This window comes from Vibrio profundi (genome assembly GCF_043642225.1).
Taxonomy (GTDB): Bacteria; Pseudomonadota; Gammaproteobacteria; order Enterobacterales; family Vibrionaceae; genus Vibrio; species Vibrio profundi_A.
Map to the genome: position 1 here is coordinate 38,920 of NZ_JBHZSF010000010.1, position 14,220 is coordinate 53,139.

The 14,220-nt window shown below is 44.2% G+C and carries 15 protein-coding genes; all 15 read left to right on the forward strand.

The features are described from left to right. Window positions 1-3 precede the first annotated feature (3 nt). The 15 genes from ACHUFI_RS15200 (at window position 4) to bamB (ending at window position 14,131) form a co-directional block, all read left to right on the forward strand. Window positions 4-1,218 carry an IscS subfamily cysteine desulfurase gene (locus tag ACHUFI_RS15200; RefSeq protein ID WP_394250580.1) on the forward strand — a complete coding sequence of 405 codons (1,215 nt, stop codon included), beginning with the start codon at window positions 4-6 and terminating at the stop codon, window positions 1,216-1,218. A 33-nt stretch (window positions 1,219-1,251) separates the two neighbouring features. Further along, window positions 1,252-1,629, forward strand: coding sequence for a Fe-S cluster assembly scaffold IscU (iscU, locus tag ACHUFI_RS15205; protein ID WP_004740340.1), 378 nt, complete (start codon window positions 1,252-1,254; stop codon window positions 1,627-1,629). 86 nt (window positions 1,630-1,715) lie between these two features. Continuing rightward, window positions 1,716-2,039, forward strand: coding sequence for an iron-sulfur cluster assembly protein IscA (gene iscA, locus ACHUFI_RS15210; protein ID WP_137359110.1), 324 nt, complete (start codon window positions 1,716-1,718; stop codon window positions 2,037-2,039). Between the two features lie 94 nt (window positions 2,040-2,133). Beyond that, entirely contained in the window at window positions 2,134-2,649 is a 516-nt protein-coding gene (gene hscB, locus ACHUFI_RS15215) for a co-chaperone HscB (RefSeq protein WP_394250582.1), read from the forward strand. Window positions 2,650-2,672: 23 nt separating this feature from the next. Next, a complete protein-coding gene (gene hscA / locus ACHUFI_RS15220) occupies window positions 2,673-4,523 on the forward strand; it encodes a Fe-S protein assembly chaperone HscA (protein ID WP_394250584.1) in 1,851 nt (616 codons plus the stop codon). Between the two features lie 19 nt (window positions 4,524-4,542). After that, window positions 4,543-4,881: an ISC system 2Fe-2S type ferredoxin gene (fdx, locus tag ACHUFI_RS15225; RefSeq protein WP_004740336.1), complete on the forward strand. Its 339-nt coding sequence runs from the start codon at window positions 4,543-4,545 to the stop codon at window positions 4,879-4,881. A gap of 20 nt (window positions 4,882-4,901) precedes the next feature. Continuing rightward, window positions 4,902-5,102 carry a Fe-S cluster assembly protein IscX gene (iscX, locus tag ACHUFI_RS15230; RefSeq protein WP_137359114.1) on the forward strand — a complete coding sequence of 67 codons (201 nt, stop codon included), beginning with the start codon at window positions 4,902-4,904 and terminating at the stop codon, window positions 5,100-5,102. A 203-nt stretch (window positions 5,103-5,305) separates the two neighbouring features. Beyond that, on the forward strand, window positions 5,306-6,601 hold the full coding sequence (gene pepB / locus ACHUFI_RS15235) for an aminopeptidase PepB (protein ID WP_394250587.1): 1,296 nt from the start codon (window positions 5,306-5,308) through the stop codon (window positions 6,599-6,601). Window positions 6,602-6,659: 58 nt separating this feature from the next. Then, window positions 6,660-7,094, forward strand: coding sequence for a nucleoside-diphosphate kinase (ndk, locus tag ACHUFI_RS15240; RefSeq protein ID WP_394250589.1), 435 nt, complete (start codon window positions 6,660-6,662; stop codon window positions 7,092-7,094). Window positions 7,095-7,295: 201 nt separating this feature from the next. Further along, window positions 7,296-8,414, forward strand: coding sequence for a dual-specificity RNA methyltransferase RlmN (gene rlmN / locus ACHUFI_RS15245; protein WP_394250591.1), 1,119 nt, complete (start codon window positions 7,296-7,298; stop codon window positions 8,412-8,414). Window positions 8,415-8,830: 416 nt separating this feature from the next. Next, on the forward strand, window positions 8,831-9,790 hold the full coding sequence (gene rodZ / locus ACHUFI_RS15250; RefSeq protein WP_394250593.1) for a cytoskeleton protein RodZ: 960 nt from the start codon (window positions 8,831-8,833) through the stop codon (window positions 9,788-9,790). A gap of 7 nt (window positions 9,791-9,797) precedes the next feature. Then, window positions 9,798-10,919 carry a flavodoxin-dependent (E)-4-hydroxy-3-methylbut-2-enyl-diphosphate synthase gene (gene ispG / locus ACHUFI_RS15255; RefSeq protein WP_394250595.1) on the forward strand — a complete coding sequence of 374 codons (1,122 nt, stop codon included), beginning with the start codon at window positions 9,798-9,800 and terminating at the stop codon, window positions 10,917-10,919. Window positions 10,920-10,988: 69 nt separating this feature from the next. Next, window positions 10,989-12,257 (forward strand): histidine--tRNA ligase, encoded by a 1,269-nt coding sequence (hisS, locus tag ACHUFI_RS15260; protein WP_394250597.1) that lies wholly within the window; start codon window positions 10,989-10,991, stop codon window positions 12,255-12,257. 70 nt (window positions 12,258-12,327) lie between these two features. After that, window positions 12,328-12,942, forward strand: coding sequence for a YfgM family protein (locus ACHUFI_RS15265; protein ID WP_394250599.1), 615 nt, complete (start codon window positions 12,328-12,330; stop codon window positions 12,940-12,942). 13 nt (window positions 12,943-12,955) lie between these two features. Further along, window positions 12,956-14,131, forward strand: coding sequence for an outer membrane protein assembly factor BamB (gene bamB / locus ACHUFI_RS15270; protein ID WP_394250601.1), 1,176 nt, complete (start codon window positions 12,956-12,958; stop codon window positions 14,129-14,131). The last annotated feature ends 89 nt before the right edge of the window (window positions 14,132-14,220 follow it).

Below are 14,220 nucleotides of genomic sequence, written 5' to 3' on the forward strand. Positions count from 1 at the left end.
AAAATGAAACTGCCTATTTACTTTGACTATTCAGCTACTTGTCCGGTTGATCCTCGTGTTGCTGAAAAAATGGTTCAGTGCATGACGATGGATGGCAACTTCGGTAACCCAGCCTCTCGTTCACACCGTTACGGTTGGCAGGCAGAAGAGTCAGTAGATAATGCACGTGAGCAAATTGCTGATTTACTAAACGCTGATCCACGTGAAATTGTATTTACATCTGGTGCGACAGAATCAGATAACCTAGCTATTAAAGGTGCAGCGCACTTTTACGGTAAGAAAGGTAAGCATATTATTACCTGTAAAACCGAGCATAAAGCGGTTCTTGACCCATGTCGTCAACTAGAGCGCGAAGGCTACGAAGTAACTTACTTAGAGCCTGAATCTAATGGCATCATTGATTTAAACAAGCTTCAGGACGCAATGCGCGATGACACTGTACTTGTTTCTATCATGCACGTTAATAACGAGATTGGTGTAATTCAAGACATCACTTCAATCGGTGAGCTATGCCGTTCTCGCAAAATCGTATTCCACGTTGATGCGGCACAATCTGCGGGTAAAATCCCACTAGACGTAAAAGAAATGAAAGTAGATCTAATCTCACTTTCTGCTCACAAAGTTTACGGTCCTAAAGGCATCGGCGCATTGTACGTAAGTCGTAAGCCTCGTATTCGCCTTGAAGCACAAATGCACGGTGGTGGCCATGAGCGCGGTTTCCGTTCTGGTACATTAGCGACTCACCAAATCGTTGGTATGGGTGAAGCTTTTGCAATTGCTAAGCAAGACATGCAAAAAGATTTTGAACACGCAAAAGCACTGCGTGAACGTCTGCTTAATGGCGTTATCGATCTAGAAGCTGTGACAGTGAACGGCGATTTAGACCAGCGTGTACCGCACAACTTAAACGTGAGCTTTGCGTTTGTTGAAGGTGAATCTCTGTTGATGTCTCTAAAAGATCTAGCAGTATCTTCTGGCTCTGCATGTACTTCTGCAAGCTTAGAACCTTCATACGTGCTACGTGCTCTTGGTCTAAATGACGAACTTGCACACAGCTCAGTACGATTCTCATTCGGCCGTTTTACAACGGAAGAAGAAGTGGACTACGCAATCAAACAGATTCGTGTAGCAGTAAACAAATTACGCGACATGTCTCCTCTATGGGATATGTATAAAGAAGGGATTGATTTGGACACCGTTGAGTGGGCTCATCATTAATCTCAAGGATATAGAGGATTCGAGGTAACTATTATGGCTTATAGCGAAAAAGTAATTGATCACTACGAAAACCCACGTAACGTAGGTTCGTTTGATAAAGAAGACCCAAGTGTAGGTAGCGGCATGGTTGGTGCACCAGCTTGTGGTGACGTAATGAAACTGCAAATCAAGGTAACACCAGAAGGTATTATCGAAGACGCTAAATTCAAAACTTACGGTTGTGGTAGCGCAATCGCTTCTAGCTCACTAGTAACAGAGTGGGTTAAAGGTAAAAGTATTGATGAAGCAGCTGCAATCAAAAACTCTGAAATTGCAGAAGAGCTTGAACTTCCACCTGTGAAAGTTCACTGTTCAATTCTTGCTGAAGACGCAATTAAAGCAGCTGTTGCGGATTACAAGAAAAAGCGTTAATCGCTGATACGCAGTAAGAAAGTCTAGGGAGTCGGGTTGGCTCCCTCCTGAGTTCTATTTTAATAATAAAAGCACAAGGTTGTAGTATGGCCATCACCATGACAGATACGGCGGCAAGCCGCGTTCAATCATTCTTAGATAACCGTGGTAAAGGTATCGGGTTACGCTTAGCAGTGAAAACGACTGGCTGTTCGGGTATGGCATATGTACTTGAGTTCGTTGATGAATTAAACGAAGAGGACCAGGTGTTTGAGCACTCAGGTGTTAAGGTTATTATTGATCCTAAAAGCTTAGTTTACCTTGACGGTACAGAGCTAGATTATGTGAAAGAAGGCCTAAACGAAGGTTTTGAGTTCAACAACCCTAACGCGAAAGGCGAGTGTGGTTGTGGCGAAAGCTTCAACGTGTAACATTACTCGATATGAGCGTGCCACTTACTATTGGTAAGTGTGTCGATAGCAATTAGGCTCGGAGTCGAGCCTAAATTCTAGGATTGGTTTTCACATGAATCACTTTGAATTATTTGGGCTACCACTTCAGTTTTCACTGGATGGTAGCCTTCTTTCTTCTCAATTTAGAGATTTACAGCGTCAGTTTCACCCGGATAATTTTGCGACCGCTTCAGAGCGTGATCGCTTACTCGCAGTTCAAAAAGCCGCTCAAATTAACGATGCTTATCAGGTATTGAAGAACCCAATTCAACGCGCTGAATATATCTTGCTTCAACATGATGTTGATATCCGTAGTGAACAGCAAACCATGCAAGATCCTATGTTCCTTATGGAGCAAATGGAGCTTAGAGAAGAGCTTGAAGATATCGCCTCTGGCTCAGACCCTGAAGATGCATTATTTGCATTTGAGGGAAAGGTCAGCAAAATGTATAAACAACAACTAAAAGCTGTAGAACAAGAACTCTCTGATAATGCTTGGATAGACGCGGCAGATCGAGTTAGAAAGCTCAAATTTATTGCAAAATTAAAGAATGAAATCGAATTAGTCGAAGACAGACTTCTTGGCTAGTTTGAGATAAAAAGGACCCATCCATGGCATTACTTCAAATTGCAGAACCAGGGCAAAGCGCCGCTCCTCATGAGCATAAGCTTGCTGTGGGCATTGATTTAGGCACGACTAACTCTTTAGTCGCTTCTGTACGCAGTGGTGAAGCCGCCACTTTAGCTGATGAGCAAGGGCGTAGTATCTTGCCGTCTGTTGTTCATTACACATCAGACGCCCATACCACTGGTCATGAAGCTCGCTCCCATGCGCAAACTGATCCTAAAAATACTATCATCTCTGTAAAGCGCTTGATTGGTCGTTCTCTTAACGATATTCAGCAGCGCTACCCATCTCTACCATACCAGTTTGAATCTAGTGATAATGGTTTGCCTGTTTTATCAACAGCGCTTGGAACTAAGAACCCAATTCAAGTATCAGCGGATATCTTAAAGTCGTTGGCTCAGAGAGCTGAAGCGACGTTAGGCGGCGATTTGTCTGGTGTTGTAATTACAGTACCTGCTTATTTTGATGATGCTCAAAGAGCTGGAACTAAAGATGCAGCGCAATTAGCGGGGCTACATGTACTGCGCTTATTAAATGAGCCAACTGCAGCAGCAATCGCATACGGTCTAGATTCTGGTCAAGAAGGCGTGATCGCCGTTTATGACTTAGGTGGTGGTACGTTCGACATTTCAATTCTTCGTCTCTCTAAAGGCGTATTTGAAGTGTTGGCGACTGGCGGTGATTCTGCATTAGGTGGTGACGATTTCGATCATTTAGTGGCGGAGCACTTCCAACAGCAAATTGGCCTATCTGAACTCACCGCAGAGCAAAATCGTGCGTTACTTGATGCGGCAACGGAAGCTAAAATTGCATTGTCCGATGCTGAGACGACCGATGTATCGGTGCTGGGTTGGAATGGTTCATTAAGCCGCGAAGAATTTAATGACATCATTAAACCTCTCGTTAAGAAAACGCTTCTTTCTTGTCGTCGTGCATTAAAAGATGCAGATGTGGATGCTGATGAAGTTCTTGAAGTCGTAATGGTGGGTGGTTCGACTCGTACGCCTTTAGTTCGTGAAATGGTCGGCGACTTCTTAGGTCGTACACCACTGACTAGCATTAACCCTGATGAAGTCGTCGCGATTGGTGCCTCTATTCAAGCAGATATCTTAGTTGGTAATAAGCCAGACTCGGAAATGCTGCTATTGGATGTCATCCCGCTTTCTCTTGGTATTGAAACCATGGGTGGCCTGGTAGAGAAAATTATTCCTCGAAATACCACAATTCCAGTCGCTCGCGCGCAAGAATTTACTACCTTCAAAGATGGCCAAACGGCAATGACGGTGCACACTGTTCAAGGTGAGCGCGAAATGGTTGACGATTGTCGCTCTCTGGCTCGATTTGCTCTAAAAGGCATTCCTCCAATGGCGGCAGGCGCAGCGCACATTCGTGTTACTTACCAAGTGGACGCTGATGGCCTATTGTCTGTTACTGCGATGGAAAAGAGCACTGGCGTTCAAGCTGAAATCCAAGTGAAGCCATCTTACGGCTTAAGCGATGACGAAGTCGCGAATATGCTAAAAGACTCAATGACGTTTGCAAAAGAAGACATGCAAGCGCGAGCGTTAGCTGAACAACGCGTAGAAGCGGATCGCGTGATCGAAGGTTTGATTGCGGCCATGCAAGCTGATGGTGATGAGCTACTTTCAGAAGATGAAAAACAGCAATTATTGAAAGCGATTGAATCTTTAATAGAGCTTCGTAACGGTGATAGTGCTGATGCGATTGAGCTCGGAATTAAAGATACCGACAAAGCAAGTCAAGACTTTGCTTCTCGTCGTATGGACAAATCGATTCGAGCAGCGTTGTCTGGTCAGTCTGTCGACAATATTTAATAGTTAGAGAATAGAAAACATGCCTAAGATTATTGTTTTACCTCACGAAGACCTATGCCCAGAAGGTGCAGTTTTAGAAGCAAAGACGGGTGAAACTGTTCTTGATGTTGCATTGAAAGCGGGCATTGGAATTGAGCACGCGTGTGAAAAGTCATGTGCTTGTACTACATGTCACGTTGTGATTCGTGAAGGTTTTGACTCACTTGAAGAAAGTGATGATCTTGAAGATGATATGCTTGATAAAGCTTGGGGCCTTGAGATGGAATCTCGCTTAGGTTGCCAAGCAAAAGTGGCTGACGAAGATTTAGTGGTCGAAATTCCAAAGTACACCTTAAACCTTGCGTCAGAAGATCACTAAAAACTGACTAAGGAAGAGTAATGAGCTTAAAATGGATTGACTCGCGAGATATCGCGATTGAACTTTGTGACTTGTATCCTGACACGGATCCTAAAACGGTTCGCTTTACGGATTTGCATCAATGGATTCTTGAATTAGAAGATTTTGATGATGATCCTAAGCATTCAAATGAGAAAATCTTAGAAGCCGTTATTCTGTGCTGGATGGATGAAATGGACTAGTGAAGTTCGTTTCAAATAGCTTGGTTTTAAAACACAGCCCAGTTAACAATTTTTACTAAAAAAAGCGGACCTTTTGGTCCGTTTTTTTATCAAAGTGACATTTTACCTCTACATAATGCTAACATCATTCCGCTAATAAAAAATAATCTAAACAACGTTGCCGCAACTTTGAAAGCGACGTTGATTAAAGACAAGGAGAATTCATGTCTACACAGATGTCTGTATTTTTAAGTCAAGAACCAGCTCAGCCTCAATGGGGTGACAAAGCTATTTTATCTTTTGCAGAGAATGGCACGACGATTCATCTAGGTGAAGGTCACGATCTTGGCGCGGTTCAAAGAGCGGCTCGTAAGCTTGATGGTCAAGGCATTGTCTCAGTGTCACTTGAAGGTGATAACTGGGATTTAGAAAGCGTTTGGGCTTTTTACCAAGGTTACCGTAGTCCGAAGAAGAAAAATGCAGTGGAGTGGGTTGCATTAGAAGCTGATGCTCAACAAGAACTAGAAGCTCGCATCAAGTCTACAGATTGGACTCGTGACATTATCAATAAAACAGCGGAAGAAGTGGCTCCACGCCAATTAGCTACAATGGCTGCTGAATTTATTAAGTCGGTTGCGCCTGAAGGTACTGTTACTGCAAAAGTCGTGAAAGACAAAGATCTCCTCACTGAAGGATGGGAAGGCATTTACGCGGTAGGTCGTGGTTCTGAGCGTACTTCTGCGATGCTTCAACTGGATTTTAACCCAACAGGTGATGAAAACGCGCCAGTCTACGCATGTCTTGTAGGTAAAGGTATCACTTTTGATTCAGGTGGCTATAGCATTAAACCTGGTCAATTCATGACAGCGATGAAAGCTGACATGGGTGGTGCAGCAACGATTACCGGTGGTTTAGGACTAGCGATTGAGCGTGGCTTGAACAAACGAGTGAAGCTTATTCTTTGTTGTGCCGAAAATATGATCTCTGGTCGTGCTCTGAAATTAGGCGATATCATCACGTATAAGAACGGTAAAACGGTCGAGATCATGAATACGGATGCTGAAGGTCGTTTGGTTCTTGCAGATGGTTTAATGTATGCCTCTGAGCAGAACCCTGAGTTGATCATCGACTGTGCAACATTGACAGGTGCAGCGAAAAACGCATTGGGTAATGATTACCATGCTCTACTAAGTTTTGACGATGAATTATCTCAAAAAGCACTCGTTGCAGCGAACCAAGAGAAAGAGGGTTTGTGGCCTTTACCGCTCGCTGATTTCCACCGTGGTATGTTGCCGTCAAATTTCGCAGACTTATCTAATATCAGCTCTGGCGATTACACGCCTGGTGCGAGTACAGCGGCTGCGTTTTTGTCTTACTTTGTCGATGATTACAAAAAAGGCTGGCTGCATTTTGATTGCGCTGGTACTTACCGAAAATCGGCAAGTGACAAGTGGTCTGCAGGCGCAACAGGTATGGGCGTAAGAACTCTAGCGCGTGTACTGACAGAAGAAGCAAAATAAAAACAAGCAGCCTACGGGCTGCTTTTATAACGACAATAATGAAGTAAAAGGAAACATTATGGCTCTAGAAAGAACGTTTTCGATTGTTAAACCGGATGCCGTTAAGCGTAATCTTGTGGGTGAGATTTATCACCGTATTGAAAAGGCTGGTCTACAAATCATCGCGGCAAAAATGGTTCAGCTAACAGAAGAGCAAGCGAGTGGCTTCTACGCAGAACATGAAGGTAAAGAATTCTTTGGTCCACTAAAAGAGTTCATGACTTCTGGTCCTATCATGGTTCAAGTACTTGAAGGTGAAAACGCAATCGCTCGTTACCGTGAATTAATGGGGAAAACAAACCCTGAAGAAGCTGCATGTGGCACTATTCGTGCAGATTACGCGATCAGCATGCGTTACAACTCTGTACATGGTAGTGATAGCCCTGAATCAGCGGCGCGTGAAATTGAGTTCTTCTTCCCAGAAGCTGAAATTTGCCCACGTCCGGCTGAATAATAAAACTCACTAGAGACAGCAAAGGCTTCACATATGTGAAGCCTTTTTTCGTTCAAAAAGAGATTATTTATTACGTGCGTAAACTTTAATCACTTTACTTTGAATGTCTTAGAAAACTCAGGGTTTTACAGCCCTTGTTGAAGTTGCGTAAAGCCTGTACAATTCGCGCCCTTAATTATTGTTTCGTCATTGAGAGGCACCATGACAACAGCTAAAGTCAATCTACTCGATTTTGATCGTAAAGGTCTTCGTAAATTTTTCACTGAAGAATTGAATGAGAAAGCTTTCCGAGCAGATCAAGTAATGAAGTGGATGTATCACTTCGGTGTCGATGATTTCGAAAACATGAACAACATTAATAAGAAGCTACGTGAAAAACTACAGCGTCGCTGTGAGATCGTTGCTCCTGTTGTTTCTGAAGCTCAACACTCTTCAGACGGTACTATAAAATGGGCGATGCGTGTTGGTGACCAAGATGTTGAAACCGTATACATCCCAGATGGTGACCGTGCAACCTTATGTGTCTCTTCGCAAGTTGGCTGTGCATTGGAATGTAAATTCTGCTCGACCGCTCAACAAGGTTTTAACCGAAACTTAAAGGTTTCTGAGATTGTTGGCCAAATCTGGCGTGCAGCTCGTGAAATTGGATTAGAAAAAGAAACAGGCCGTCGCCCAATTACTAACGTTGTAATGATGGGTATGGGTGAGCCGCTTCTGAACATGAAAAATCTAATGCCATCATTAGAAATCATGCTCGATGATTTAGGTTTTGCATTGTCTAAGCGCCGTGTAACTGTATCTACTTCAGGTGTTGTTTCAGGTTTAGATCAAATGACGGATAACATTGATGTTGCTCTAGCGATTTCTTTGCATGCGCCAAATGATAAATTACGTAGCGAAATTATGCCGATCAACGATCGTTGGGATATTGAAGACTTCTTAGCGTCGGTACGTCGTTATATCGCTTCATCAAATGCGAACCGTGGAAAAGTAACGGTTGAATACGTGTTACTTGATCATGTTAATGATGACATGGACCACGCTCGTGAGCTTGCTGAGCTGATGAAAGATACCCCATGTAAGATCAACTTGATTCCATTTAACCCTTACCCAGGGTCACCATACAAGAAGCCAAGTAATTCTCGTATCGACAGATTCCAAAAAACGTTGATGGAATACGACTATACAGTCACGGTGCGTAAAACCCGTGGTGATGATATTGACGCAGCATGTGGTCAGTTAGTGGGGGATGTGATTGACAGAACCAAGCGAACCAAGTTGAAAGCAACTGGTGAAGCAATCCCAGTCAAAGCTGTTTAAGATAAGTTTGAAGACAAGCCAGAAGCAAAACTTCTGGCTTGTTTGTTTTTAGGCTTTTTTGTGGCTTTGTCCCATGCTTTCTTAGATATTTCGTCAATTTTTGGACAAAAGCTTGAGCTAACGGTAAATTTTGTTGAAAGAGTTTTTGTCTTGTCTGGCCATTGGCTTATGATGAGACTAGCTCAGCTTTATGCTGAGGATAAGTTAGTTACTTGCTGCATAGGTCTATTCAGGTTGGCTACCCGCTGAATTCGATAGTGTATTTCTTATATGACTAGTCGTTGTTCTTCAGAAACTGCTGCATGCACAAGTCTCTAAAATAATTTCACACCTATGACGTAAGCATCGATTGAGATAGTTATTACAAAAAAAAGAAACTCTCAATGCTACGGAATAATACTTAGAAGTTCGCACGCATGAACACTAAACAAGATATTCAAACACCGCAAGACACGACCACTCAACCAGAAGCTGGTACTCTGTTAAGACAAAAACGTGAATCTCTAGGGTTAAGCCAAAAGCAGATCGCGGATAGATTGAAACTAAGAATATCTGTCATTGAACAAATTGAAGACAACCAGTTTGAATCAGGACAAGTCGCAACCTTCACTCGAGGTTATTTACGCTCTTATGCCAAAGCGGTTTGTTTGGATGAAAAGGTTGTACTAAATGCACTTGATCATGCTGGTGATGCGCAGCATCAAGAGCAAGAAATGCAAAGCTTCTCTCGCAAGACAAAAACTGAAAAACACAACAGTCGTATCATGAGCCTTACGTGGGGGATCTTTGCTGTGATTGCAGGTATTTCTTCACTATGGTGGTGGCAGAATCAACAGCAAGACACCTTGTCATTATCCTTAAGTGAGTCGGCTGAAAGTGCTCAAGTATTAGCAGAAGAAAGTACAACAGTGGATGTGGTCGAGTTAGAAACAATTTCAGAGCCCCAAACCGAGACTGAAGATATCAGTAGTGATGTGAGCGAAACGGTGAGTGCAGAGGTTGATGAGCCTACTGCAGAAGCTCCAACGCCAGCAACGCTCCCTGAAATCGAAGAGACAGTCGCGGTTATAGAAGAGCCTGAAGTAGTCGAAGAAAAACCAACACTCGCTGCGGAAAAGGTCGCTGAACCTTCATCCCTAGAGAATGAACTTGCGCTTCAGTTTTCTGCTGATTGCTGGATTCAAGTAAAAGATGCTACCGGGAAAACACTATCTACGGGCATCAAAAAAGCAGGGCAAAGCTTAAAACTATCTGGAACTGCACCGTATAAAGTGGTGTTAGGTGCGCCTGAAGGCGTATCAATGACATTTGCAAGTGAACCTGTCGACCTTTCTGGGTATACTTCAGGCAAAGTAGCCAGAATAACCTTACCTTAGAGTTAATATGCAACACGAATCTCCTATTATTCGTCGCAAATCAACCCGTATTTATGTGGGTGATGTGCCGATCGGTGATGGTGCACCTATTGCTGTGCAATCCATGACCAACACAAGAACAACAGACGTAGCCGCAACCGTTGCTCAGATCCGAGCTTTGGAAAATGTGGGCGCTGATATCGTTCGCGTATCTGTACCGACTATGGATGCCGCTGAAGCATTTAAGCAAATCAAGCAGCAGGTTTCTGTTCCTTTGGTCGCTGACATTCACTTTGACTACCGTATTGCGCTGAAAGTGGCTGAGTACGGCGTAGACTGTTTGCGTATCAATCCAGGTAACATCGGTAACGAAAGCCGTATCCGCTCAGTTGTTGATTGTGCTCGTGATATGAATATTCCGATTCGTATTGGTGTTAACGGCGGTTCTCTTGAAAAAGAGATCCAAGAGAAATACACAGAGCCAACAGCAGAAGCGCTTGTTGAATCAGCAATGCGTCACGTAGATATCTTAGACCGTCTCAACTTTGATCAATTTAAAGTGAGCGTTAAGGCATCTGACGTATTCCTAGCGGTAGGTTCATACCGTTTACTGGCGAAACAGATTGATCAACCGCTTCACCTTGGTATTACTGAAGCTGGTGGCGCACGTGCAGGTGCGGTTAAGTCTTCTGTTGGCTTAGGTATGCTTCTTTCTGAGGGTATTGGCGATACGCTACGTATCTCGCTAGCGGCGGATCCTGTTGAAGAGATCAAAGTTGGCTTCGATATTCTTAAATCTTTGCGTATTCGCTCGCGTGGTATCAACTTCATCGCGTGTCCGAGCTGTTCTCGCCAAGAGTTCGATGTTATTAACACCGTAAACGCGCTTGAAGAGCGTCTAGAAGACGTGATTACCCCAATGGATGTTTCTATCATCGGTTGTGTGGTGAACGGCCCAGGTGAAGCAGAAGTATCTCATCTAGGCCTAGCGGGTAGTGCACGTAAGAGTGCCTTCTACGAAGATGGTAAGCGTCAGAAAGAGCGCTTTGACAACAACGACCTTGTTGATCAACTTGAAGCTAAGATTCGAGCAAAAGCATCAGTGCTTGATCAAGCAAATCGCATTGATGTAGAAAACCTAGAAGATTAATAAAACGCGATGAGGTGTGGTTGCCTATGGCATTAACACCTGGTCGTGAGAAATTACGGAATAAATATTGTGGCTAAAAATATCCAAGCAATCCGAGGCATGAACGACTGCCTTCCAACTCAATCACCACTGTGGCAGAAAGTAGAAAACGCAGTAAAAAACGTGGTGAGTGCACACGGTTACAACGAAGTGCGTATGCCTATCGTTGAAGAAACGAACCTATTTAGCCGCGCAGTGGGTGAAGAGACAGACGTTGTTTCAAAAGAGATGTACACCTTTGATGACCGTAACGGCGATAGCCTAACGCTACGTCCAGAAGGCACAGCAGGTTGTGTACGTTCATGCATCCAAAACAGCCTTATTAATCGTGATGAGCAACGCCTATGGTACATGGGCCCAATGTTCCGTCACGAGCGTCCTCAAAAAGGTCGTTACCGTCAATTCCACCAATGTGGTGTGGAAGTGTTTGGCCTAGACGGTCCAGACGTTGACGCAGAACTTATCATGATGACTGCACGTCTATGGCGTGAGCTAGGCATCGACAAGCACGTTCGTCTAGAGTTGAACTCAATTGGTTCTACTGAAGATCGCGCAAACTACCGTACAGCACTTGTTGCGTTCCTTGAACAGCACATTGATGTACTAGACGAAGATTGCAAGCGTCGCATGCACACCAACCCACTACGTGTACTAGATACTAAAAATCCAGACATTCAAGCTATCTTAGGTGACGCACCTCGACTATCTGAGTACTTAGGTGAAGAGTCTAAGCAACATTTTGCTGGTTTGTGTGAACTTCTTGACGCTGTTGGTATCGAATATCAAGTTAACGAACGTCTAGTACGTGGTTTGGACTACTACAACCGCACAGTATTTGAGTGGATCACTGAAAGCCTAGGTGCTCAAGGTACCGTATGTGGCGGCGGTCGTTACGACGGTCTTGTTGAGCAACTTGGTGGTAAAGAAACGCCAGCAGTTGGTTTCGCAATGGGCCTAGAGCGTCTAGTTCTGATGATGGAAACGCTTGAGCTAACAGAAGTTCGTCGCAGTGTTGATGTTTACATGGTTGCGGCTGGCGAAGGTACAATGATCGCGGGTATGCAATTAGCGAATCAATTACGCGATACCGTTGAAGGTGTGCGTGTAATGAGCCACTTTGGTGGTGGTAGCTTCAAGAAGCAATTCAAACGTGCAGACAAAGTAGGTGCGGTTGTTGCGTTGGTACTTGGTGAAAACGAAGTTGCAGATAATACAGTTGTGCTAAAAGATTTGGTTGGCGGCGAGCAAGAAACCGTGTCTCAAACGGAAGTTGCAGCGAAAGTCGCTGCGCTAATCTAACGATAAGCCAATAGAAATTTAAAGCGGTAGAAGATTCTATCGCTTTGCAAAGAATTGAAGAGGACAGGAAGTGGAACTTTACGATACTGAAGAACAACAAGTTGAAGCCATTAAAGATTGGTGGAAAGAGAATGGCAAAGCAGTGATCTTTGGTGCTGTGGTTGGTTTAGGTGGTCTATTTGGTTGGCGTTACTACCAAGATGCGACAATTCAAGCTCGTGAAGCTGCATCTGAGCAATATACTTCAGCAATGGAAAGCTTAGCGGCGCAAGGCGTTGACGCTCAAGCGACGGTTCAAACTTTTATTGATGGTAACAGCAAGGCTGAATACTCAGTACTTGCGGCTATGCAACTTGCGAAAGTTCAAATTGAAGCGGGTCAGCTAGATGCTGCGCTTGAGCAACTGCTATGGGCGAAAGCAAATACGAAAGATGCAGCGTTAACACCGCTAGTCGCTTACCGAGTTGCTCGCGTCCAAGCTGAAAAAGGTGAATTTGATGCGGCACTAACAGAGTTAGCTGCGATTACAGATGAATCTTGGAAAGGCCGAACTGCTGAACTTCGTGGTGATATTTCCCTTCGTCAAGGTAACGAAGATGCGGCTTACAGTGCTTACACTGAGGCTCAGCAAGCAAGTGATGCAAGCCAAGCACTACAAATCAAGTTAGACGACTTAGCAAAGTAAGGGCTACTTCTAAATGAAGAAAATGTTCCATAAAGCTGTCGCCCAAAAAGCCATCGCTTGTGCTGCTGCAATTGGCATCTTAGCGGGATGTGCGAGTGAAGAAGATACTATTATCATGGCGCCGGTACCGACAGTCACGAGTGAGTTTACTCCAAGTACTGAATGGTCAGCGTCTATTGGTAATGGTGTCGGTCATTACTTCTCGAAGTTAATGCCGGAGTACGCTTACGACAAAGTATTTATTGCGAGCCGAGACGGTATCGTTAAAGCATTGGATCCTGCTACAGGTAAAGAGCTTTGGAAAACTGACCTAGAGCGTGAAGTGTATGCTCGTTTGTCAGGCGGTTTGACTGCAGCTTACGGCAAGATTTTTGTTGGTAATGAAAATGGTGAAGTCATTGCGCTAGATGAGTCATCAGGTGAAGAGTTATGGCGAGTTGCTGTTAATGGGGAAGTTCTAGCTGCTCCAGCAACAGATAACAACCTAGTGATAGTGAACACTAGCCGTGGCATGCTTATCGCGTTAAACCAATCGACGGGTGAGCAGAAGTGGACGATCAGTACAGAAGTTCCTAGCCTAACATTGCGCGGTGATAGCGCGCCGGTAACGGTTTCTGGTGGTGTCTTCTGGGGAACGGCAAATGGTCGTTTAGCCGCTGCAATTGTTGAACGTGGTCAGTTGATTTGGCAACAACCTGTAGGAACACCAAAGGGTGCTACCGAAATTGATCGTTTGGTTGACGTTGATGCATCTCCAATCATATTAGGTGGTACGCTTTATACGATTGGAATCAATGGCCAGCTAATTGGTATTGATTTACGGTCTGGCAAACCAACTTGGAAGCGTAATTATTCTTCTGCAGTTGATATGGCTAGTGATGGTAGTCGCTTATTTGTGGTCACGGATAAAGATCATCTGGCAGCGGTAGACGCAAGAAGTGGTACTGAGCTTTGGAGTACCGATAAGCTAGAGCATCGTTTGCTAACTGCTCCTGCGATCATTGACGGGTATGTAGTAGTGGGTGATACCGAAGGTTATCTGCATTGGCTAGACCGTGCAACAGGTGATTTTGTCGCACAACAGCTAGTAAATGATAGTGGCTTCTCTGTAGGCCCTCTTGAACTACCTGATGGCTACGTAATCGTTACTCGCAATGGCGATGTAAAGAAACTGACGATTAGCCAATAAAGCGTGATATAATTCACAATCGGCTCCTGGTTGGTAACAGCCAGGAGCCGTTTTATTGAGATAAATTGATTAATCCGTGTGGTTATAGG